The sequence below is a fragment of the Acidobacteriota bacterium genome (assembly GCA_016700075.1).
In the GTDB taxonomy this organism is placed as follows: domain Bacteria; phylum Acidobacteriota; class Blastocatellia; order Pyrinomonadales; family Pyrinomonadaceae; genus OLB17.
This window is the reverse complement of sequence record CP065000.1, coordinates 1420142-1441552: the sequence shown is the minus strand read 5'-3', so window position 1 is coordinate 1441552 and position 21411 is coordinate 1420142. Positions and strand designations below refer to the sequence as shown.

Annotated in this window: 23 protein-coding genes and 1 pseudogene; 9 read left to right on the top strand and 15 right to left on the bottom strand. The window is 50.8% G+C overall.

The window, feature by feature from the left end; translation table 11 throughout:
• Positions 1-26: 26 nt before the first annotated feature.
• Positions 27-899, top strand: coding sequence for a tetratricopeptide repeat protein (locus tag IPM50_06440; GenBank protein QQS34202.1), 873 nt, complete (start codon positions 27-29; stop codon positions 897-899).
• On the opposite strand, the gene IPM50_06435 is transcribed toward IPM50_06440, so the two are convergent.
• The gene (locus IPM50_06435; GenBank protein ID QQS34201.1) at positions 882-2411 is read right to left on the bottom strand and encodes an AMP-binding protein; all 1530 of its coding nucleotides are present in this window, start codon (positions 2409-2411) and stop codon (positions 882-884) included. The two genes, IPM50_06440 and IPM50_06435, sit on opposite strands and share 18 nt — an antisense overlap.
• Positions 2412-2477: 66 nt before the next feature.
• Between IPM50_06435 and IPM50_06430 the strand changes: the two genes are divergently transcribed.
• Complete coding sequence (locus IPM50_06430; GenBank protein QQS34200.1) at positions 2478-3002, top strand: hypothetical protein; 525 nt, start codon at positions 2478-2480, stop codon at positions 3000-3002.
• 6 nt (positions 3003-3008) lie between these two features.
• Complete coding sequence (locus IPM50_06425; GenBank protein ID QQS34199.1) at positions 3009-4487, top strand: aldehyde dehydrogenase family protein; 1479 nt, start codon at positions 3009-3011, stop codon at positions 4485-4487.
• Positions 4488-4499: 12 nt separating this feature from the next.
• Here IPM50_06425 and IPM50_06420 read toward each other — a convergent pair whose 3' ends face one another.
• Positions 4500-6884, bottom strand: coding sequence for a hypothetical protein (locus IPM50_06420; protein ID QQS34198.1), 2385 nt, complete (start codon positions 6882-6884; stop codon positions 4500-4502).
• A gap of 152 nt (positions 6885-7036) precedes the next feature.
• Here IPM50_06420 and IPM50_06415 point away from each other — a divergent pair, with 152 nt between their 5' ends.
• From IPM50_06415 to IPM50_06400, 4 genes are all read left to right on the top strand, one after another.
• Positions 7037-8341, top strand: a complete 1305-nt coding sequence (locus IPM50_06415; protein QQS34197.1) for an aspartate aminotransferase family protein — start codon at positions 7037-7039, stop codon at positions 8339-8341.
• A 39-nt stretch (positions 8342-8380) separates the two neighbouring features.
• Positions 8381-8866, top strand: coding sequence for a molybdopterin-binding protein (locus tag IPM50_06410; GenBank protein QQS34196.1), 486 nt, complete (start codon positions 8381-8383; stop codon positions 8864-8866).
• 109 nt (positions 8867-8975) lie between these two features.
• Complete coding sequence (locus IPM50_06405) at positions 8976-9182, top strand: hypothetical protein (GenBank protein ID QQS34195.1); 207 nt, start codon at positions 8976-8978, stop codon at positions 9180-9182.
• A 118-nt stretch (positions 9183-9300) separates the two neighbouring features.
• On the top strand, positions 9301-9522 hold the full coding sequence (locus IPM50_06400; GenBank protein ID QQS34194.1) for a hypothetical protein: 222 nt from the start codon (positions 9301-9303) through the stop codon (positions 9520-9522).
• Between the two features lie 421 nt (positions 9523-9943).
• On the opposite strand, the gene IPM50_06395 is transcribed toward IPM50_06400, so the two are convergent.
• From IPM50_06395 to IPM50_06385, 3 genes are all read right to left on the bottom strand, one after another.
• A complete protein-coding gene (locus IPM50_06395; protein ID QQS34193.1) occupies positions 9944-10702 on the bottom strand; it encodes a hypothetical protein in 759 nt (252 codons plus the stop codon).
• A gap of 23 nt (positions 10703-10725) precedes the next feature.
• Positions 10726-11475 carry a hypothetical protein gene (locus IPM50_06390; protein QQS34192.1) on the bottom strand — a complete coding sequence of 250 codons (750 nt, stop codon included), beginning with the start codon at positions 11473-11475 and terminating at the stop codon, positions 10726-10728.
• A gap of 106 nt (positions 11476-11581) precedes the next feature.
• On the bottom strand, positions 11582-11986 hold the full coding sequence (locus IPM50_06385; GenBank protein QQS34191.1) for a PepSY domain-containing protein: 405 nt from the start codon (positions 11984-11986) through the stop codon (positions 11582-11584).
• Positions 11987-12176: 190 nt separating this feature from the next.
• Between IPM50_06385 and IPM50_06380 the strand changes: the two are divergent.
• A pseudogene (locus tag IPM50_06380) lies at positions 12177-13291 on the top strand (IS3 family transposase).
• On the opposite strand, the gene IPM50_06375 reads toward IPM50_06380, so the two are convergent.
• From IPM50_06375 to IPM50_06360, 4 genes are read right to left on the bottom strand one after another with little or no spacing between them, the layout of a single operon-like run.
• On the bottom strand, positions 13275-14153 hold the full coding sequence (locus IPM50_06375) for a transporter (GenBank protein ID QQS34190.1): 879 nt from the start codon (positions 14151-14153) through the stop codon (positions 13275-13277). The pseudogene IPM50_06380 and the gene IPM50_06375 sit on opposite strands and share 17 nt — an antisense overlap.
• Before the next feature lie 42 nt (positions 14154-14195).
• Positions 14196-14753, bottom strand: a complete 558-nt coding sequence (locus IPM50_06370) for a DUF1003 domain-containing protein (protein ID QQS34189.1) — start codon at positions 14751-14753, stop codon at positions 14196-14198.
• 30 nt (positions 14754-14783) lie between these two features.
• Positions 14784-16157 (bottom strand): HAMP domain-containing protein, encoded by a 1374-nt coding sequence (locus IPM50_06365; GenBank protein ID QQS34188.1) that lies wholly within the window; start codon positions 16155-16157, stop codon positions 14784-14786.
• The gene (locus IPM50_06360) at positions 16150-16821 is read right to left on the bottom strand and encodes a response regulator transcription factor (GenBank protein ID QQS34187.1); all 672 of its coding nucleotides are present in this window, start codon (positions 16819-16821) and stop codon (positions 16150-16152) included. Before IPM50_06360 ends, IPM50_06365 begins: the two co-directional genes overlap by 8 nt.
• 135 nt (positions 16822-16956) lie before the next feature.
• Here IPM50_06360 and IPM50_06355 point away from each other — a divergent pair, with 135 nt between their 5' ends.
• Positions 16957-17163 (top strand): hypothetical protein, encoded by a 207-nt coding sequence (locus IPM50_06355; protein QQS34186.1) that lies wholly within the window; start codon positions 16957-16959, stop codon positions 17161-17163.
• A 364-nt stretch (positions 17164-17527) separates the two neighbouring features.
• Here IPM50_06355 and IPM50_06350 read toward each other — a convergent pair whose 3' ends face one another.
• The 6 genes from IPM50_06350 to IPM50_06325 form a co-directional block, all read right to left on the bottom strand.
• Positions 17528-18208: a cation transporter gene (locus tag IPM50_06350; GenBank protein ID QQS34185.1), complete on the bottom strand. Its 681-nt coding sequence runs from the start codon at positions 18206-18208 to the stop codon at positions 17528-17530.
• Positions 18209-18228: 20 nt separating this feature from the next.
• Positions 18229-18639, bottom strand: coding sequence for a heavy metal-responsive transcriptional regulator (locus tag IPM50_06345; protein QQS34184.1), 411 nt, complete (start codon positions 18637-18639; stop codon positions 18229-18231).
• A gap of 162 nt (positions 18640-18801) precedes the next feature.
• Positions 18802-19371, bottom strand: a complete 570-nt coding sequence (locus IPM50_06340; protein QQS34183.1) for a TlpA family protein disulfide reductase — start codon at positions 19369-19371, stop codon at positions 18802-18804.
• A 19-nt stretch (positions 19372-19390) separates the two neighbouring features.
• Entirely contained in the window at positions 19391-19870 is a 480-nt protein-coding gene (locus IPM50_06335; protein QQS34182.1) for a hypothetical protein, read from the bottom strand.
• 150 nt (positions 19871-20020) lie between these two features.
• Entirely contained in the window at positions 20021-20752 is a 732-nt protein-coding gene (locus tag IPM50_06330) for a sulfite exporter TauE/SafE family protein (GenBank protein QQS34181.1), read from the bottom strand.
• A 112-nt stretch (positions 20753-20864) separates the two neighbouring features.
• Positions 20865-21299, bottom strand: a complete 435-nt coding sequence (locus IPM50_06325) for a thioredoxin family protein (protein QQS34180.1) — start codon at positions 21297-21299, stop codon at positions 20865-20867.
• Positions 21300-21411 lie beyond the last annotated feature (112 nt).

Below are 21411 nucleotides of genomic sequence, written 5' to 3'. Positions count from 1 at the left end.
AGATATTTGTTGCGATTATTTTTGGAATGTTAGCAGTATCTATGGACGCACAAACCTGTGCGGACAACGCAAGGTCTGATCAGCCGGCGATGACCGAGGCTGCAAGAAAGACTCACGAGCAGAATCTCGCTGAGGCTCGATCTGCTTACGAGAGGTCGCCGAACGATGCCGATGCGATAATCTGGCTCGGCCGACGAATTGCATATCTGGGCGATTACAAGGGTGCGATACGTGTATTCAGCGAAGGTATAGGAAAGCATCCTAAGGACGCGCGGTTCTATCGCCATCGCGGGCACCGGCTGATCACATTGCGCTGTTTTGATGATGCGATCCGCGACCTTGAAACGGCTGCAAAACTTGTGAAGGGCAAGGCCGATCAAATAGAGCCCGACGGGCTGCCGAATGCACGCAATATCCCGACCAGCACGCTGCAGTCGAACATCTGGTATCATCTCGGGCTCGCATATTACGTTAAGGGCGACTGGAAGAACGCCCTTCGGTCCTACAAAGAGTGCCAAAAGGTCTCGAAAAATAACGATATGCGCGTGGCGACGTCGTATTGGCACTATATGACGCTGCGGCGAATGGGGAATCACAAGGATGCGGAGAAGCTTCTGCGGCAGATCGCAGGTGACATCGAGGTCATCGAGAACACTGACTATCTGAAACTGATCCAGCTCAACCGTGACGAGATACGTCCGGAAGCATTGCTTTCCGAGATCCAGGGAGACGCCGCTACGCTCGGCCACGCATCGCTCGGTTACGGCATAGGTAACTACTTTCTTTACAATGGCGACCGTGAAAAGGCCCGGACAATTTTTCAAAAGATCGTCGCCGGAAACCAATGGGCGAGTTTTGGCTATATTGCAGCAGAAGCGGACCTAGCCCGCATTAAGTAATTTCGCAAGTTCGCGTTTCAGCAGCTTTCCGGTCGGGCCTTTTGGTATGTCATCGACGAAATGTACGGTTTTCGGGCATTTGTAATCGGCGAGGTGTTCGCGGCAATACGCGATGATCTCATCATCGGTCGAAGTTGTTCCTGTTTTCAGAACAACAAAAGCAGCGACCTCTTCGCCGTATAGCTGATCAGGGACGCCGATAACAGCCGCGTGTTGGACCGCGGGATGGCGATAAAGAACGTCGTCGATCTCTCGCGGGTAAATGTTCTCGCCGCCGCGGATGATCATGTCAGATTTTCGGTCAGCGATGTAATAGAAACCGTCCGCGTCGCGATAGCCAATGTCGCCTGTGTGGAACCAGCCGCCGCGAAACGCTTCGGCGGACGCTTCGGGGTTCTTGAAATAACCTTTGAAGATATTCGGACCGCGGAGCACTATCTCGCCAAGCTCGCCATCGGGAACATCTTTATCTTCTTCGTCAACGACACGCATCTCATTCCCGATCGGCAATCCGCACGAGCCGGGACGTCGATTCTCATTCGGCGGATTGAACGTTGAACGGCAGGTGGATTCGCTCAAGCCGTAGCCTTCGATCACAAGAACGCCGAATTTTTCTTCGAAGTTTCTTAGCAGCTCGGCCGGCACCGGAGCAGAACCGCACATGGCGAATCGAAGGGACGAGGGGCGAGGGACGAGTGGAGGGGCGTTCTGCTGATCGCTGACCGCTGACTGCTGACGACTTAGCAACATTGACAACATCGTTGCGACCGAACCGAATGAGGTTATCTGGTATTTTTCGATGATATCCCAGAATCTTGATGCCGAGAATTTTGGTGAAACGACCGTCGAGCCGCCGGCGTAGAGTGCGGACATCGTCGTAACTGAAACGGCGTTCATATGGAACAGCGGCATCACGGTCAGCAACCGATCACCCTCGCCAAAGCCCATCCATTCAACGATCTGGCGGGCGTTGGCGATGACGTTTCCGTGCGTGAGCAGGCAGCCTTTCGGTTTTCCGGTTGTTCCTGATGTATAGATGATGATCGCGTCGTCATCATGTGCGATATCGATGTCAGAGCCGCCTGCGTCATCGGGCGGCAAAGAGGTCAGATCTAATCTAACGCACGGGATGCCAAATCGCGTTTCATCATGACCGTTCTCAAAGCCGCCGGATGACGCAGGCGGTTCTGACAGAAGAAGCTTTGACTCAGAATTCCCGACGACCCAGTCGATCTCCTCGCTCTTGAGCAGGGAATTGACCGGCCCTGCGACGGCTCCGATCTGCCAGCACGCAAAGTACGCGATAATGTATTCGGCGGAATTCGGCATCAGCAGGCTGACAACGTCGCCCTTGCCTATACCCTGCGAGCGGAGCATTTCGGCGGTTTGATGAACAACCTGCCCAAACTCTTCGTAGGTCCAAACGCGGCCATCCGATTCCGAGAGAAGAAATCGCTTGTCGCCATATTCGGCGATCCGAGCATTGAGGAGTTCGCGTATGTTGTTGAACATCTACTTTCGCGATAGAATCGGGCTGAACTGCAATATTCTAACTAAAACTTTCTCCAAGGAGTATCTGTGAAAACATCTATCAAGACCATTTCCTTCGCCGCTTTGGCGTTTTTCATCTCGGTTACGGCGGCGTGCCAAGCCTCAGTGAACACAAACACCTCAAATACTAATGTCTCGAATGCGGCGAACTCTGCGGCCGTACCGCCGAAAACTCCGGACGCAGAGAAAAAGGCGGAAGCGGGCGAGTTGTCACTTGCAACGCCGACCGACGCTTATAAAACGGCCTACATGGTGCGTAAGAAAGGCGACATCGAGGGACTGAAAAAAGTAATGGATGCCGATATTTTGGAATTCCTTACCGAACTCGGCCAGATCGACGGGAAATCGCTCGACGACATGCTCAAGGAGCTTGCAGCAAAACCGCAGGCAGACAGAGCCGAAGTTCGAAACGAGAAGATCACCGGCAATACGGCTACGATCGAGTACCTGACCGAGAAGGGCGACTGGCAAACTATGGATTTCGTTAAGGTTGGCAACGAGTGGAAACTGACGATCCCGGACGCCGGACCGGCCGAACCAACGAAGAAATAAGTATTTATGACGATCTACAAGAGTTTCATTAACGGCGAATGGATCGATGCATCATCTGGAAAGACGCTGCCGAACATAAACCCCGCGGACACAAGTGACATCATCGGCGAGGCACAGCTTTGTTCTCGCGAGGATGCCCGGCGAGCGATCGAGGCTGCATATGCGGCGTTCAGGGAGTGGAAGAATACGCCTGCTCCGGCACGTGGACGCATACTCACGCTTGCCGCTCGTCTGATGGAGCAGCACAAGGAAGAGCTTGCCCAGATGCTCACTCGCGAAGAAGGAAAGACCATCGGCGAAGCTCGCGGCGAGGTCCAGCGTGCGACGAATGTCGTCGAATTCTGTGCCGGCGAAACGCGGCGTATGAACGGCGAGTATATCCCTTCGGAACTTCGCGACAACTATGCTTACACCATAAAAGAACCGCACGGCGTCGTCGGGTTGATCACACCCTGGAATTTCCCCATCGCAATTCCCGCGTGGAAGATCGCTCCCGCTCTGGCGGCGGGTAATACCGTGGTTTTCAAGCCTGCCTCGAATACGCCTGCAAGTGCAGTTCGTTTGGTAGAGCTTTTTATTGAGGCCGGTGTACCGAAAGGCGTGCTGAATCTCGTCATCGGTTCGGGTGGCGAGGTCGGCGACGAGATCGTGAATCACCCTGCGGTGCGTGCCGTGTCGTTCACGGGATCTAGCGAGATCGGTTTTAAGATGTATCAAGAGGTCGCGAAACGCGGCATTCCGTTTCAGGCAGAAATGGGCGGCAAAAATCCTGTTGTCATAATGCCGGACTGCGACCTGGACCTCGCGGTCGAACACACGGCGGCTGGAGCTTTCGGTTCGACGGGGCAGAGGTGCACGGCAACGTCGCGTGCGATCGTTGTCGGCAGCATCGCCGAACCTTTTGTCGAAAAGATCGTCGAGCGTGCAAAGGCGTATCGGCTTGGACCTGGCGTTGACGAATCAAGCGAGATCGGGCCTTCGGTCGATGAATCGCAGTTCAACACCGTTCTAAAATACATCGACATCGGCCGCGAGGACGGCGCGAAGCTGCTTTGCGGCGGCAACAAGGCTGACGGCGAAGGGCTGGAGAACGGCTATTTCGTCGAACCGACCGTTTTCGACAACGTAACGCCCGATATGCGGATCGCCCGCGAAGAGATATTCGGGCCTGTGCTCGGGATAATGCGCGTTGACAGTTTCGAGGAAGCGATTGCGGTCGCGAACGACTGCGAATACGGCCTGTCGTCGTCGATCTTCTCGAACGATTACAACACGATCACGCAGTTCATCAACGAGATCGAATCGGGAATGACGCACGTCAATTCACCGACAACTGGCGGCGAAGCTCATATTCCATTCGGCGGCATCAAAGCCACCGGCATCGGCCCGCGAGAACAAGGCTCCGCTTCGCTCGAATTTTACAGTGAAATGAAGGTCGTTTATGTCGATCACACGGGGCGCAAGCGCGAAGGAAACTTATACTAAGAAGCCAGACCGTTATTTTGCGGTTGTCTTTTCTGACAGCACCCAGCGGTCAGGGTCGAATTCGATCGACTGCGGTTTTTCGGGCAGCTTGATAGAAAACGTATTCTTCGCCTCGTATGCAGCGATGGTGCCGGAAGCCGAGCGATTTCCGCCGAATTTGAAGATTATCGGCAGCGGCATGAACCATTTTTCGCCCACATTTTCCTGATGCACCGTGCCGGCGACAATAACTCCGCCTTCGGGATTTGGGTTTATCTGATATTCGAGGCGGTAAGAAGGCAAATAGGTTTCCTCGACCCACTGTCTGAAAAACCAATCCAGGTTGCCGGCATTGTAGCGGCGGCCGATAGGTGAACGTGCGAAATGCTCACCGGCGACCATTCGGAAATCATCGGTCGTTGCGGCTTTGTTACGATAACGGCCAACGAAATCTTTCATCATATTGAAGAACGCCTTTCCATCGCCTGTTTGCGGATCGGTCAGCAGGAAGTGAAGCATTCGCAGTACCAGAGCACCCTTATTGTAAACGAGTGTGCTGTATGCCCCGCGGGTTTGTCGGGTTTCGAGCCGATGCCCTAACGTCATCGGGCCTACATCAACTAGCTTACCTCTGCCAATCCCGGTTCGCGTCCTCGGCGGTTCACGGAGCGAACGGCGCTTGTCGTCGAGCAGGTCGTTTGCGTCCTTAATGCCCGAACGTGCCTGCGTATAGAGCACGCCCGAATATTCAGCAAAACCTTCACTGAGCCATTGATCGCGATACGAACGCCAAGCGACGATGTTGCCCCACCATTGATGAGCGGTTTCGTGGGCGATGAATTCGTAGGTGTATTTGCTGGCGCGGTCCGTCGGCGGTATGGCAAGCATAGTTGCGAATCCCTGCCCAAAGCCGTATGGGTGCACCAACGCACCGTAGGTCTCGTAAGGATAATTTCCGAAAGTCTCCTGAAAATACCGGATCGAGTTGTTCAGTTCGGCCAAAATGAAACTTTCTTTGATGGCCATAACGCCGCCCGAAACAGAATTGAATTCCAATGGTATTGGCGGGTCGCCGTTATCCCACTTGATCTGATCGCTGTGGCGTTCAAATGGTCCGACGGCGAACGTCGCCAGCGCAACGGGCTGGTTCATAGTGTACTTAGTGATGAAATGGTCCTTATTAGCGGGATCGGCCTCTTCGGAAGTCCGCTTGCCGGTGCTGGCGACCTTTGATCTGCGGCCGTGGGTGTAGGTGAAATTGTATGTTGCGCGGTCCAGATACCCGTGCCGCGGATACCAGGCTGCGTTATCGCGGGGATAGCTGCAATCCGGCAGCATGCTCGGCTGCGTCATAAAATCGCCCTCGAAGGCGAGGTCAACAGAGAGATTCACACCGGCCTGCGTCGGTTCTTTCAGAAAAAGCGTGAGTCCGCCTTCCCAGTCTTCCTGAACAAAATCGATCGGAGTGGCGCCGATCGACGCAGACTTAAGTCGCATCTGCTTTTTCAAACGCATATCGTCCCATTCGCCAAGTGATTCGCCGATCTGAAAAGGTATCGCACGTGCTCCGTCTTTCAAGGCCTTCATATCCACGCGGGTTTCGAGGCCGATCTTGTTGCGCACCTGCCGCAGATCGACGTTCATTTCATAATGCGTGACATCCACAATGTCGTTCTTGTCGGCGTAATCCGAACTGCCGCGCTCATAGTCAGCCATCGAATGAAACGCAGTCCAAACGTCGTTGCCGCGGGAGCTAGTGTCGTATTTGAAGACGAGGCCTTCTTCGCCCGCGTTAATGTTGAAATTGTGCGTCGGGATACGATTGTGAGGGTCGAGAACGTAACTAAAACGTCCGCGTTTCCCGCCGTCGAAATGTGCAAAGAAGAACCCGGGATTTTCGTTATTCAGGGTAGATAGAGCAAGCCTGGCGGCGAGATTGGCACCGGTTTCCTTGAGAATTCGTGCATTTATCTCGTTCGCCATCGACTGGGCGTTCGCAGTCGCCGAGCCCGTAGCCGCTTGTTCGACCAGGTCCTCAAAGGCTCCATCAGTAAATCGAAATACAGCCGTTTTGAAATCCGAATCAATGAAATCGGTAACGCCCAACAGGCGCTTTATATTCGCTGCCTCGAAATCGATTGGCGGAACCTCCAGTTTAAAATTGCCCGTGCCGTTGAAAACCGCCCCGGTCACGCGTCCATCAGCCGACCTAGAAAGATGGATGGCGCCCGAAAGAGTGATCTCTGCACGGTCGCGCGTCAGTTTGTAATTTGACACATCGCCCTTGGAAAGATTCAGCTGAAAGGCCTTGAGGTCTGAATACAATGCAGCTGCATCCTGAGCTTTTGACACAGCCGAGAGGCCGGCGATAATTGCCAATGAAATACAGAAAAACCTGAGTAAACGGGATGCGGACATTAGGTATCTCCTTCGATGTATTCTTGGAATAGCAAAAGATTATTTCAATTTCGGCATTTGGTCAATTGATGAATAGTGCAAACAAGTGCACATTTTTAGCCAAACTGTCGTAATATATGCGGAAACTAGGCATTCTCTTGCGATTTCAACCTATGACACAACCCGAAAAAAGATCGACAGTTTCTGATGCAGTCAGAAAGCACAAGGAATTTCTTTTCCCCGCGGTCGCGACCTATTATCAGGACCCGATCGCCCTCGTTCGTGGAGAGGGCGAACGGGTTTGGGATGATCAGGGCAACGAGTATCTCGATGCTTTCGGCGGCGTGCTGACCGTCAGCGTCGGGCATGCGAATCCGCGCGTAAACGCGGCGTGGAAGGATCAGGTGGACAAGATCGCACATATGTCCACGCTCTATGCGAACGGGCCGCAGGGCGATCTGGCTGAAAAACTTGCCGAGATCACGCCGGGGAATTTGAAGAAATCGTTCTTCACCAACAGCGGCACCGAGGCCGACGATACCGCCGTGCTTGCCGCGAAGATCGCGACCGGCAACAACGAGGTTATCGCTTTGCGACATTCGTACGCAGGACGATCGGCGACCGCTTTATCGACGATCGGGCATTCGAGCTGGAAGCCGATCGCGTCGCAAGTCGCAGGTGTTGTTCATGCTCATGCGCCCTACTGTTATCGCTGTCCGTTCAAGCTGGAATACCCTTCATGCGGCGTTGCTTGTGCAGATGACGTCGAGGAACTCATCAAAACGACCACCACAGGCAAGATCGCCGGGATGATCGCGGAGACGATTCTCGGCGTGGGCGGTTTTATCATTCCGCCAAAGGAATATTTCCCGCGCGTCGCCGAGATCGTTCGACGCCACGGCGGATTGTTCATCTCCGACGAAGTACAAGCCGCTTGGGGACGCACGGGCGATAAATGGTTTGGCATCGAACATTGGGGCGTCGAGCCTGACATAATGACATCTGCAAAAGGCATGGGCAACGGCGTGCCGATAGGTTGGACGATCGCGACGCCGGAAGTCGCCGACGCGTTCCCGGGACTGACGTTCTCGACATTCGGCGGCAATCCTGTCTCGTCCGCGGTCGCACTCGCGGTAATAAACGTCATCGAGCAAGACGACCTCCGCACAAATGCCCGCGTCGTCGGCGATTATTTTCATAATGAGCTGCTCAAATTACAGGAAAAATATGCCTGTATCGGCGACGTTCGCGGCATGGGCCTGATGCAGGGCATCGAGCTCGTCAAGGACCGCCAAACAAAGGAACCTGCCCCCGACCTCGTCCTTCGCGTCTTCGAAGAAACCAAACGCCAGGGCGTCCTCATCGGCAAAGGCGGCCTCTACGGCAACGTCATCCGCACCGGTCTCATGCTAAATTCGTCCAAAGACACAGTGGACGAACTGATCAAAGCCCTGGACGCGGGCTTGGCTCTTTGTTAGACATTTGCTATTGGGTATAAGGAGAAGTAGGTGATCCGTATGAAAAGATTTTTAAAGATTGGTGTGATAGGTTTGGCCATAATGATGCCGGTCGTTGTCGCATCGGCGCAGAATGTTGTGGTCGATAACCTTGGCAAGCAGACAACGGTTGGCAAGGTCGAGTTTGCGAAACTAAAACGCGTAACGATAAAGGCTTCTGACCACGGAAAGGACGCGAGCTTTGAAGGGGTACTTTTATCCGACGTGCTGAAGCTCGGCGGTGTCGAGTTCGGCGAAAATCTTCGCGGCAAGAGGATGAATGAATATCTGCTCGTTGAGGCTGCCGACGGTTACAAAGCCGTTTACGCCCTTGCAGAGCTTGATGCGGGGTTCACGGACAAACTCGTTGTTCTCGCCGACAAACGCGACGGCAAGGAATTGCCAGAAAACGCTCGCAGTTTTCAGATAGTCAACGATTCTGACAAACGCGCCGCCCGCTGGGTTCGTCAGGTGACCCGTCTTAGTATCGTCAAAGCCGGAAAATAGGAATCCGCAGGTCGCGGTTCGGTTCCCGCAGGTCGTGTCTCGACACTCGCAGGTCGTGTCTCGAATGTCGCAGTTCGAGGTTCGTATTAGCTAAATCCATAGAATATAAGTGAAAGTTCTTATCAAAAACGGGCGAGTGGTTACTGCGGTGGACGACTATCGGGCGGATATTTTTATTGACGGCGAGGCAGTGGCGACGATCGGGAAATCGCTTGAGATTGAAGCCGAGGTTGTCATCGATGCGAGTGGAAAGCTTGTAATTCCCGGCGGGATCGATCCGCATACGCATATGGAGCTGCCGTTTGGCGGAACATAAGAATACCGGACCAAAAAGTGGAAACTGGATACCGAGGGCCTCCCAAACCCACCGTGCTGATAACCGCCTATCGCCCCGACCCCAATTTATGGGAAAATGATCTTCTGAGGAGGAAGCAATGAAAAAAGTAATTCGTACAAAACTGATACACGAGGGCGAGTATGCCGCTGAGGTAGAGGTAGAGCTTAGTGAGACCGATGATGAATGGTCGCCGTATCTAAGTCTAGAAGAGGCCTATAAGCTGGACGACGTTAGAGAAGCGCTCCGCCGGGGTGATCTGGGGGCCGCTGCCCGCCACGCGCGCATCTTCAGCCTAACGCCCATTGCTGCGTTAGGATAGTTAGTATAGCTGCCCGGCGAAGCCGCAAAACTGGCCGCCATCTTCGTCGAAAGCTTGCCAACGCCCGCGTACTCGTTCTCACGAACATTGACCTTAACTTTCCACGGGATCAAACCCGTCGTCACACCATCAATCCCCGCATTTCCCGCCGCCAGAGCCGTCTGCAAAGCCGAAATATTGAGCGCCGAGTTGTTCGGATTATAAGCCGAACCATACCCGTTACAAGCCGAGATCATAACCTCGAAAATCTCAATATTTTTGATGTGACCAGTCTCAGCCATGACTTTTATACACTCCTTTTGCGTCTTTTCGGACAACAAAAAAGCTAAAAAGCGGCCGTCGGAAATTAGGTTCAATTGATTAGGTGAACAACGGAAAGTTAACACACACGGTAGGTTGTGTCAATAAAGAGCCATTGTCCTCAATGTGCCTTCTCCGCAGGTTTCTGTGGAAATATGTAGATAAAAGCGACGATCAGGGTGAGCAGAACGGCCGATGCTGTGAAGCGGCTTAGGTTTAATCCGCCGTGGTCGAGGGGTTTGTCTAGGAAGTCGCCGACGACGGCGCCGAGTGGTCTCGTTAGAATGAAAGCTATCCAGAAAAGTAGGACACGCGATACGTTTGTAAAGCGGTAGAGCAAATATGTGATGAGCAAAGCGGCTCCAAAAACTGCGGCGGCGGCGAGATAGCCGAGATCGAGGCTGTCGGCGAACCAGTCGCCAAGCGCAGTTCCTAATGTTTGCGAAAACATGATCGTCACCCAATAAAATATCTCGACCTTTGGCGTACTGACGCTTTCGACGGAGACAGTTCCCGTCACCAAACGCCAGATAAATAGCGATGCAACTACGCAGACGAGCAATATAGCCGAACCTCCTGTGTAGCCAATGCCCATATCGCGTGTTGCGTAATCGGCCATTGTCGTGCCGACCGTTGTTGTCGCAACGATTGTCAGCCAATAAAGATAAGGATGAAACTTCGTCGCCTTTATCTGAACCGCAACAGCCGCGATAAAGATCAATGCGAAAATTCCCGTGCTTAGCAGATAGCCAAGATCGAGCGACATCGAAAGTGCATCGCCACCAGTTTCGCCGAGTGTCGTGGCGAATATCTTTATGATCCAAAATAGCAAGGTCACGTGCGGAACTTTGCTGATGAGTTCTTTGGTTTCTCTATTCATTTTTTCCTCCAGATAGCGGTCGTTCAATGGTCGCCGGATCGCTGCGGAATGATCACAAGTAGAAATAGCATCACAACGGCGAGAACTATGGTGATCGTAATGTCATTTATGTCGAGCCCGCCCTGCTCAACAGGCTTGTCAAGCGAATTTGCAAGTGTGGCACCAAGCGGACGTGTAAGAATAAAAGCCGCCCAAAACAACAGGACATGCGACACCTTGGTAAAGTAGTAAAGTATAGCAAGCCCGCCTAACACTCCGGCAATCAACAGAGCGCTTCCATTAAATCCGAGTGCACCGTCGGCAAGCCAGTCACCTAAGGCCGTACCGAGGGTTTGTGAGAACAATATTGTTGACCAGTAAAATAGTTCAGCTTTCGGCTCAACTACTGTTTTGATGTCGATCGATCCGAGCAACCAATACCAGAGACCAAGTGTGATAAGTACGAAAGCAAATAGCACCAACGAACCGCCTGCGTACCCGATACCGATAGACCGTGTAAAGAAATCGGCGAGCGTTGTTCCAATAAGCGTTGTCAGAGCTATCGTTCCCCAATACAGAAAAGGATGAAAGCCTTTTGCCCTGATCTGAGCCGCGACGATTAGCAGCAGCGGCACTAAGAAGATAAGCGTTCCGACAAAGTAGCCCAGACCTAAGGTACGAGAAACGGCGTTACCGCCCGTCTCGCCGAGCGTTGTGGCGAAGATCTTAATTACCCAAAACCCAAATGTAACAGCCGGGACTTTACTTAAGAATTCTTTTGTTTCCGTATTCATATACCCTCGAAAAGATTTGTTCGTACGTCAAATCTCACATTTTTGTAAAAGAAGGCGAGCAACTCTTGTCAGTCGCCTTCCGTGTTGTTGCAGGTTGTCCGTGTTGTTAGTTCTTGCCTTTCTTCTTCATGTCCGCAGCTTTTTCTTTTGCTTCGGCTTCGGCATTTTCCTCTGATTTGTGAACGACCTTTCCGGATTTGGCATCGACCCAAACCTCGGTGATCGTTCCTTTGGCATTGCGGATGTCAAAGGAATAAATGAGCCTGCCCTTTTCCTTTTCGAGATGCCCGCTCTCCACGGTTCCGCTGTCCTCGCGCATGGCGATCTCGCGGGCCTGTTCAAGTGTGATCTTTGCTTTCTTGGCAAGTTTGGTGCTTGCCTTGCTTTCACGTTCGCCGCGTTCGTTCTTTTCGCCGCGTTCGTTCTCTTGGGCAGAAACGGATGAAGCCGCGAAAACACCGAGTATCAGAAAAGAAAAGAGTGCGAATGTTGTAATTGATCGAGTGTTCATTTAATTATCTCCTTCGTAAATTACTCGCCATTGTCGCGAGTTCACGAACAGAATAACCAAATGAAAATAAACAGAAGATTAACGCAGAATATATTCTAACTATTTTTTGAAAGGATTCCGTAAGCTTCCCTTAAAAGTGCACAGTTGAAAAGTAGAGTTTTCTGACATCATAGGAGATGGAGGAGAACAGATGAAGAGGAGCAGATTTAGTGAGACGCAAGTGGTAGCGATCTTGAAGGAAGGAGAAGCTGGTCGAGCGGTGGCGGAGATCTGCCGGGAGCACGGGATCAGTAATGCGACGTACTATCAATGGAAGTCGAAGTACGGCGGGCTGGAGGCGTCGGATCTGAAGCGGATGAAGGAGCTTGAAGAGGAGAACAGCCGTTTGAAGAAGATGTACGCAAACCTGGCGCTGGAGAACATGGCGATAAAGGATCTGCTGGGAAAGCTCTAACGCCGGATATGCGGCGATGGGCGGTGGAGTTTTTGACAAAGATCTGGCTGCTGTCGGTAGCTCGGGCGTGTCTGGCGGCAGGACTTTCGCGACGGGCGTGGTACCGCGGAGACAGGAAAAAAGAAGTGGATAAAAGGGATGCTCCGGTGATCGCGGCCCTTAATGACCTGATCGCGAAGCACAGCCGTTGGGGCTTTTGGATGTGTTTCTACCGGCTGCGGAATCTGGGCCACAAATGGAACCACAAGCGAGTTTGGCGGATATATAAGGCGATGAAGCTCAACCTGAAAAGGCGGACAAAGCGAAGGCTGCCCGAGCGGAACCCGGCATCGCTGGACGTTCCCGCCCAGATCAACAGCAGTTGGTCGTTCGATTTTGTGAGCGATACGCTGTATTCGGGCACACGATTCCGTGTCCTGAATATCATCGACGAGGGCGTTCGCGAGGCCCTAGACATTGTTGTCGATACGTCGATCACTGCAGTCCGGTTGGTGCGGGTACTGGAGCAGCTCAAATCAGATCGAGGGCTGCCATCTGCGATCAGAGTCGATAACGGACCCGAAATGACCGCTCATGTCTTTGCCGACTGGTGCAGTGAAAATGAAGTGAAGATCAATTACATCGAGCCTGGAAAGCCGAACCAGAATGCTTACATCGAGAGGTTCAACCGCAGCTATCGAGAAGAGGTGCTCGATCCGCACATCTTCTCAAATCTCTCGCAGGTGCGAGACCTGAGCTGGGCCTGGATGCTCAGCTATAACGAAGAACGTCCCCACAGATCGTTGGGGAACATCCCGCCGGCCGAATTCAAACGCCGGCTCTTAACTGAAAACTCTATTTTAGACCTGTGACATTGACGGGAAGCTTACGATTCGATATCTGATAAGCGATGCCAAAAGTAAGCCCGAATCGCGGTGAGGCTGGCGTCAACCCAAATTTAAGTCCGGCATTAAAACTGGCTTTTTTGCTTAGCTGGTAAGTAAATATACCGCCTGAAAAGAAGCCTTGCGGTTCGTCAGCATCCTTTGTTTCACCAAAGATCTCGGCTTGGAAATTTACTTTCTCGGTCAAGTCACGCGAAACGCCGAACGCGACTTGCCCGCCGGTGACGCTTCCTTTCTCACCTTGCTTTCCGATAATGAGCAGACCGGAATTGAAATCAACATCGAGTTTTCCGACCTTCTTACTGAAAAGCAGAGAGAAAGCATGATCGACCCTGCCTGTGCCAAGATCCTTTCTGACACTCGCGGTAGGCAGTTTTGCAAAATATGAAACGGCAAATGAAGGCAATCTATTTGTTTCATCTGCAATGTCAAGCTGAACACCGAGGCGGGAATCGCCTACGCCGGTAGTGCGAAATAACTGAAGGTCGCGTTGTGATGAAACTGTGTCAAAGTCGAATTCAAATCCGATCCTTTCAGTTGCAGCATAGGATATGGTAAGTGTGCCTGCCTGTTGCGACCGAAAACCATTGCCGCGAAAATATCCGCCATAACCGTATTCCACCTGTAAAACTCCGGGTGTATTAAAATCTGCCGGATTTGAAACAGAAGGACGACGGTGCTTGATCCGAAGTATCTCCTCAAAGTCTTTCTCAAGCTTTTTCGCTTCACTCTCTTTTTTTGGCGTGGGCGATGGTGCTGGTGAAGGAGTTGGGGTTTGTTGGCCAAAACATTTCGGAGAGCAGAAACCCCATAAAAGCGCGATCAACAAAACGCAGGGCGCATGGATTACAAGATTATCCGACCGCATAGTTCAATCTGCTTTCTCACTCAATAGCTTTTCTAAAAGTTCAATCTGTCGTTGCTGCATCGCGACCAGATCAAGCCACTTCTGCTCACGGAGATCGTCAAGTTTTTCATGCAAGCTGATGATTTCGATCTCAGATTTGAGATTGACCTCGTAATCGTGCGTGGCATCAAGTCGATCTTTAGCGGCTTGACGATTTTGCGACATCATAATTATCGGTGCCTGAATAGATGCCAGCATAGAAAGAAACAGGTTGAGCAAAATATACGGGTACGGATCGAAATCGTCACCATAATGAGCCAACACGAACGTATTCATAGAGGCCCAAAAAAGAAGAAGACAACCGAAAATAATAATAAACGTCCACGAACCACCAAACGACGCAACCCTGTCGGCAAGCCTTTGGCCAAATGTTCGATCATCTAAGGTTGTATCAATGGGACCTTTTGCAACCAGACTCCTCTCGGCTACTTTCTGCACTATACGCTTTTCAAGATCAGTAACGTCCGTCCATTCTTTTTTCAGAAAACGAACTGCAATTTCTCTAATGTTTTGCTCTTTCATATCTTGGAATTATTAGAATATCGCTAAATGTTACCGAGGAAAAGTGATTAAGAAAATGTTTTCGCCGTTGTCAGAACGGGAATATTTAAGCTCTGCGTTGTGAAGTTCGGTGATATGTTTCGCGATCGACAGGCCGAGGCCCGCACCGCTCATCATTGTGTCGTTCAGTTGTGTTCGGGATTTTTCAACACGGTAGAAGCGATCGAAAATTGATTTTTGCTGATCCTCGGGAATCTCGTCGCCGGTGTTGGAAATGGTTACTCTGTTTGCTGCGACATTGATCTTGATCGAACCGCCGTCATGGTTGTATTTCACAGCATTGTCCAAGAGATTGAGGAACAAACGGCGCAAAAGAGCCTCGTCGCCTTTGATCTGTGTTTCTTTGCCCTCAAACTCGATGGTCGAATTTCTCTTATCGGCGAGGGTTCGGATCAGGCGAACGCAGTCGGAAACAAGTTCGTCAAGGTATAAATTGTCGAGATTTGCCTTTAGTTGTCCTGAATCGGCTCTGGCAAGCGTGAAAAGGTCTTCGACGATCTTTGAGAGACGCTTGCTCTCATCGTTCACGACTTGAAGAGATTCCTGATAATCGGTTGAGCTGCGGCTGTCTTTTGACAATGCAACTTCAGATTCTCCACGAATGATCGCGAGCGGCGTTCGCAGTTCGTGTGACGCGTCGGCCATAAATCGCCGTTGACGATCAAACTCAACGTCTAAACGATCTAACAATTCGTTAAAGACTATGGCGAGGTTGCCGATCTCGTCTTTGGCATTGGCAATTGGAAGACGCTCGTGCAGATTTGCGGCAGAGATTTGTTTAGCCCGGTCACCGATTGCGGCAATCGGTCTCAAACTTTCGCCCACCAGAAAATAACCGCCGAGGCCAGCGAACAGCAAAAGCAATGGAGCGATCAAATAAAATGTTCGGCGGATTCGAGCATCGAGGGCTATCTCATCTTCGAGTGAGTGAAAGACGTAGAGTTTGTAGTTGTGATTTTCAACATGAAACGGCAAAACATAAGTTCGGAACAGTGTGCCTTTGATAGAAACATCGCCGAACTTCTCCTTGTCTATTGACGATAAATCGGACGGAAGTTTGTTTTCCGTTGTGGACGCGATAAATCTGTCGTCGTTTGTAAAGACTGCAAATTGGTAATCGCGAAACCGAAACTCGCCAAGAGATTCTATGACAATTTCATCGGGTTTTCGTAGAGTTTCGCCGTCGTTTTGTTCTGCCTTGATCGACGCAGAGAGAGTTTGGGCCATCTCCGTCAGATTCTCATCCGTTTCCTGACGCAAGACACTTACAAACGACGAATAAGTAATCAATGCGAAAGCGCCAACGATAAACGCCAAAACGCAGATATAAAAAAGCGTGAGTTTTACGCGGATTGAGCTAATCATCGTTCAAAATGTAACCTGAGCCGCGACGGGTTTGAATAAGCTGAACATCATAACCTTCGTCAAGTTTGGTTCTGAGGCGTTTAATATAGACCTCAATGAGATTGGAAAACGGATCGAATGAATCGTCCCAAACATGCTCTGAAATTTCTTCGCGTCCAACTACTTTACCTTTGTTGATCGCCAGAAACTCGATGAGTGAATATTCTTTCGTCGTTAGCTCGATCTGTTTTCCGGCTCTTTGAACCGTTCGGGACATCGTGTCGATTTGGAGATCAGCGATAACAATTTGTGGCGAGCGTATCTCATTTTGTCGCCGCAGCAACGCGCGCAACCGTGCAAGAAGCTCGCGAAACTCAAAAGGCTTTGTCAGATAATCGTCCGCACCAATATCAAGGCCCGAAATTCTGTCGTCAATAGCATCGCGAGCAGTAAGCATAAGAACTGGTTGTTTACTACCATTTTCGCGAAGCTCGCGACAAACATCGAAACCATCCTTCTTAGGCAAATTGATGTCGAGGATAAAAAGGTCGTAGCTATTTATTGAAGCCATGTAAGTCGCTTCGTCCCCGTCTGATGCAATATCGACCGCATACGAATTTTCGCGAAGACCTTTCACCACAAAAGCCGCGATCCGAATGTCATCCTCGACGAGAAGAACTCTCATGGACTGAGTTTACGACAAATTAGATTAATAGAAGATAAATTTGAAAGAAATCGTAGGCGGTTGCAACCACGCTTCACTCAACGATAGACTAGGACAACGACATTCCACTCACGCTAAAAGAAAGGTATTAAGACGATGAAAACACTGATAAAAAACGGGCGAGTGGTTACTGCGGTGGACGACTATCGGGCGGATATTTTTATTGACGGCGAGACGGTGATGACTATTGGCAAGCGGCTGGATATGGAGGCGGATGTTGTGCTGGACGCGTCGGGGAGGCTGGTGATCCCGGGCGGGATCGATCCGCATACGCATATGGAGCTGCCGTTTGGCGGAACATAAGAATACCGGACCAAAAAGTGGAAACTGGATACCGAGGGCCTCCCGAACCCACCGTCAATCTGGATGGTCATTGCCTAACATAGCTATTTTGTAAGCCTTTCTAACAACAGCCTTCTGCTTTCTGGTTCGCGTCGCTTTTCAACTGTATCGACGGGCATTTCGCAGAACCATAGCTGCAATAAACGCAGCAATCACCCGCTTTTGGTCGCAAAACCGTTTTGCACTCATTACATTCATAAAAGAACTGACACGAATCCGTCGGCATCGTCTCGATCCGTTTATGGCCGCATTCCGGGCAGGTTATTTCTGATTCAAATATGATGTTGTTCTCAATGTTTTCCATAATAATTCAGCCTTTCTTCCTTTACTGCGGGTTATAACCTGCGTCGCGTATTCCCTGTTTTATGCGTTCGACTACGACCAGCTTCGGGTTATAGACAACTTTGACATTCTTCTCGCGGTAATTTGCCTCGGCGGAGATCACGCCTTTGATTCTTTTAAGAGCGATATTGATGTGCGACGCGCAGCCCTCACAGGTCATTCCTTCGACCGCGATGACTAACGTCTTTAGGGTTTGCACTTCGCTCTCGCTAAAGGCAGTTTCCTCGCTGTTTTGAGTATCGAGATTGTAGGTTTTGTTCTCGCCGGCGATTACCATTTGATTTGGTTCCGCGACCTGCGGTTGTTGTCGATCCAAAGCTGAAATGATCGCCCCCGAATAATATGGAAAAGCGGCGATGCCGACGACAGCGACGGTTGCGACCCACAATGCGATTTGATTGAAACGGCCCATCGGTTTCGTTGAGCAAGCCTGGCCTTCACCGCACTCTTCGCGGCGAAAATATATTCGGTAAAAACTAAAGGCCAATGCCGCAGTAACCACAACCAACATGTATGGCCGAAGCGACTCAAAAACCGACGCGATGCCGAACGCGCCAAGACCGAATGCGATCGCCACAACCGGCAAAATACAGCAGAGGCTTGCAGCCACCGCCGCGACGACCGCGCCTCCCAAGAATACTTTTTCACCTGATTCTTTGTACATAATGTTTGTCCTCATATAGCTTATTTCTCGATCTCAAAAAGAACCGGACATTGTGCGTCCTGTCCTTTCCTTTCGAATTCATCATCACAATCGTATAAATGGCCCGCCAAGATTTTTCGGAACGCTTTCAGCTTTTTGATCTGTTCGTCCATTTCGCAAAGTTTACGACGGAGAAGATCTCTTACCTGTCGGCATTCTTTCGCGCCTCCGGTCGTTAAAAGTCCCTTTATCTCATCAAGCGAAAACCCAAGCTCCTGAGCCTGCTTGATGAACCTTATTTGTTCGATGGCTTTCGTCGAAAAAATGCGATAGCCGGAGCTTGAGCGCGGAGCGGGAGGCACTAATTTCAACCGTTCGTAGTAACGAACAGTATCAACGCTGACACCTGAACGGGCCGCAATTTCGCCGATTTGCAGAGATGAATTTCCCATACTTTCTGATTCTACACCCTTGAGTTAAGTCCAGAGTCAAGTAAAAAAATTCACCGTTTACAGGTTTCAAATGAAGGGAGCATCTTTCACGAAACGCAAAAGATGCTCTTTGTTACGGCAAGGTGACGGGGCGGGTTTACGGATGAGAACCATTGTGCGGTGTTAGCTTCCGATTATCTTGTTTAGACGATCGGGGTAATCTTTCGGAACCTCGTTTCCGAAATATTGAACCGAACCTTTTTTGTCCAGGAACACAACGGTTGGCGTTCCGACAACTTTGTAGCTCTTCGCCACTGAAGTGTCTTTGTCTATGGCGACTGTGTATTCTATGCCAAAATCCTTTATGCCTTCGGCAACGCGGGCATCGCTTTCGCCGATGTTGATGCCGACAACCTTTACTCCTTTGGCTTCGAACTCGGCGGCGAGTTTGTTGACATGTGGGGCTTCCTCTTTACAGACGGGGCACCACGCGGTCCAAAACACGAGGACTGCGGGACTGCCTTCAAGTTCCTTGAGTGAGATGTTCCCGCCATCAAATTTTGCCAGATCGAAATCGGGAGCGATATCACCGATAGCGGTTCCGCGTTTGATTTCTGTCTGCTGCTGACCAACCGAAGGCGGGCTCGAAGTTTTCTGGCTGGCAATAGTGCATCCTCCAAAATAGGCGACGACAAGTCCGATTAGCAGCGCAATTTTACTAAAAATACAGGGGCTACAAGATATACATTTCATAATTTACCTCAAATTCTTCTCACTGCTCGCCGGGTAACTCACAATAGGAATGTACACGCGACCTTAGAATGCTGAACACACCTCCTAACACTGAGCCGAAGATCAAGTGTCCCATCAAGCTTCCCATTGCGACCATTCGCATAGGCGGCATCATCAATGGGGCAAACGGACTCATTCCGAGAAGAACCGGCATAAGTATCAACGCTCCGAGTATCCACCAAACCATTCCGTAGAGAGCTCCTAGTCCGACGCCACTGACGAAGGATGCCACACGATTGCCGAGCACCACACCGAAGATCGCACCGATGACCATGCTGTTAAAAAGATGGTAAATCCAACCGGCGACAATACTCGACGACCCAACGACCATCGCGACCATCGCCATCATTGGCATTTCTTTTCCATCAGGCGTCGGCGCATTCATCATCTGCATCATCATGCCGAAAAGCATTCCGGCAACGACTCCCCCAATACTTCCCGACAACAGTTTTACCTTCATAATTCCTCCGTATCTATACGAGTTTTGCATCTCAGCCTACGTTGAGACGCCCGAGCGACGCCGCATGGTCACGATCTTTAGATCTGCATCCACTATAGGAGCTAGATGACAAAGAACTTACCAAGAGCGGTTTCGATTTTCATAAATACCTCAAATAAACCTCATGCCCGCCTGAACGAACAGGTATTGAGCAAGAATCAACATAACGACCCCAAAGGCCGTCTTGACCTTTACCATCCAACCGCCTGAACGCGGCAACAACGACATCGCTCCGCTGAATGTTCCTAAAACTATCATCAGCGTTCCCATGCCGATCGCAAATACGAATAGCACGACGGTGCCGAAAACTACATTGCCCTGCGTGCCCACGTAAGCGAGCGTCGCCCCCAAAGCCGGTGCTGTGCATGGTCCGACCACTAACCCTGAAACCGCTCCGACGAGAACGGCGGACACATAGCCATTGCCTTTCGTTTTCGGATTTAGTTTCATCAAAAACTGCGGGGCTTGGATCTGAAAAACATCGAACATCGAGAGGGCAAGAATCAAAATGACGTTGCCGACGACGATGTATGTCCACGGACTTGATGTCCATGAGCCGAACAGTGTTCCTGTCAACGCCGCGAACGCCCCAAGTGCCGCGTACACCGCTGCCATTCCGATAACGAACAGAACTGAAAGCTTGAATCCGCGAAGGCTGAACCTTGCCTTGTCTTCTGAATTGGCATTTGCGGTTTGACCACCGATAAAACCGAGCTGTATCGGAATGATCGGATAAACGCACGGCGTAAAGCTGATCAGCAGACCGGCGACAAATGCCGCAGGTAAAGCAAGCAAAGAGTTGCCGGCGAGATATGTCTGAAGATTGCTGGCTAGGTTTTCCATAATAATTAGCGCGAGGAGAGTGTCAGGCCGCGCATACCCCTTCCGGCTGAAAAGCCCGGCACTCTCCCCGCTATCACCGAAATGAACTTCATTCCGGCAAAGTCAGTTCTGGTTATTTGATCGCCTTTTCGAAGGCGGCCACGTAATCAGCCTTGTTGAAGTTCTTAGCGGTTTTGAACACGGACTTCTTGCCTTTGAAGATGGCAACGGTCGAAGTCATCTTCTTATTGGCCTCGAAGAATGCGCTGAGGCCGAGTGATCTTGCCTTTGCAGCCGCCTGAGCCGTAGTTTCGTCGTTAGTGACGTCGAGCATTACAAAGTCAAGCTTTCCGCCGTACTCTTCCATGAGACCCATCATGGTCGGTTCGAGCTTTTGGCAAGCGCCACACCAGTCGGCTCGTATAATGACGACACGCGGTTTTGTTTTCGCCGAAGCGGCTTTCAAGCCTTTGCTCTTAGAGGTTGTGACTGCAAACGAGCTGACCGAAGCGGCCGTCAAAATTAGGGCAATTGAAATTGCCGCGGTAAAGAATCTCTTCGTTTTCATAGATATATCTCCTGATCAAAATTAATATTTCCCTTGAACAAACCAAATTATTCGGTGTTCGTCGGGGAAATGACCTTTCTGGACGTTAATATTCCCTGCTAAGAAATAAAAT

Excerpts from the sequence above, each read along its gene's own strand:
- IPM50_06390 (QQS34192.1), bottom strand. The coding sequence starts at position 11,475 with ATGAATACGGAAACAAAAGAATTCTTAAGTAAAGTCCCGGCTGTTACA.
- IPM50_06340 (QQS34183.1), bottom strand. The coding sequence starts at position 19,371 with ATGAAATGTATATCTTGTAGCCCCTGTATTTTTAGTAAAATTGCGCTG.
- IPM50_06415 (QQS34197.1), top strand. The coding sequence starts at position 7,037 with ATGACACAACCCGAAAAAAGATCGACAGTTTCTGATGCAGTCAGAAAG.
- IPM50_06325 (QQS34180.1), bottom strand. The coding sequence starts at position 21,299 with ATGAAAACGAAGAGATTCTTTACCGCGGCAATTTCAATTGCCCTAATT.
- IPM50_06425 (QQS34199.1), top strand. The coding sequence starts at position 3,009 with ATGACGATCTACAAGAGTTTCATTAACGGCGAATGGATCGATGCATCA.
- IPM50_06370 (QQS34189.1), bottom strand. The coding sequence starts at position 14,753 with ATGAAAGAGCAAAACATTAGAGAAATTGCAGTTCGTTTTCTGAAAAAA.
- IPM50_06420 (QQS34198.1), bottom strand. The coding sequence starts at position 6,884 with ATGTCCGCATCCCGTTTACTCAGGTTTTTCTGTATTTCATTGGCAATT.
- IPM50_06355 (QQS34186.1), top strand. The coding sequence starts at position 16,957 with ATGAAAACACTGATAAAAAACGGGCGAGTGGTTACTGCGGTGGACGAC.
- IPM50_06360 (QQS34187.1), bottom strand. The coding sequence starts at position 16,821 with ATGAGAGTTCTTCTCGTCGAGGATGACATTCGGATCGCGGCTTTTGTG.
- IPM50_06400 (QQS34194.1), top strand. The coding sequence starts at position 9,301 with ATGAAAAAAGTAATTCGTACAAAACTGATACACGAGGGCGAGTATGCC.
- IPM50_06385 (QQS34191.1), bottom strand. The coding sequence starts at position 11,986 with ATGAACACTCGATCAATTACAACATTCGCACTCTTTTCTTTTCTGATA.
- IPM50_06440 (QQS34202.1), top strand. The coding sequence starts at position 27 with ATGTTAGCAGTATCTATGGACGCACAAACCTGTGCGGACAACGCAAGG.
- IPM50_06435 (QQS34201.1), bottom strand. The coding sequence starts at position 2,411 with ATGTTCAACAACATACGCGAACTCCTCAATGCTCGGATCGCCGAATAT.
- IPM50_06335 (QQS34182.1), bottom strand. The coding sequence starts at position 19,870 with ATGAAGGTAAAACTGTTGTCGGGAAGTATTGGGGGAGTCGTTGCCGGA.
- IPM50_06395 (QQS34193.1), bottom strand. The coding sequence starts at position 10,702 with ATGAATAGAGAAACCAAAGAACTCATCAGCAAAGTTCCGCACGTGACC.
- IPM50_06345 (QQS34184.1), bottom strand. The coding sequence starts at position 18,639 with ATGGGAAATTCATCTCTGCAAATCGGCGAAATTGCGGCCCGTTCAGGT.
- IPM50_06330 (QQS34181.1), bottom strand. The coding sequence starts at position 20,752 with ATGGAAAACCTAGCCAGCAATCTTCAGACATATCTCGCCGGCAACTCT.
- IPM50_06410 (QQS34196.1), top strand. The coding sequence starts at position 8,381 with ATGAAAAGATTTTTAAAGATTGGTGTGATAGGTTTGGCCATAATGATG.
- IPM50_06350 (QQS34185.1), bottom strand. The coding sequence starts at position 18,208 with ATGTACAAAGAATCAGGTGAAAAAGTATTCTTGGGAGGCGCGGTCGTC.
- IPM50_06365 (QQS34188.1), bottom strand. The coding sequence starts at position 16,157 with ATGATTAGCTCAATCCGCGTAAAACTCACGCTTTTTTATATCTGCGTT.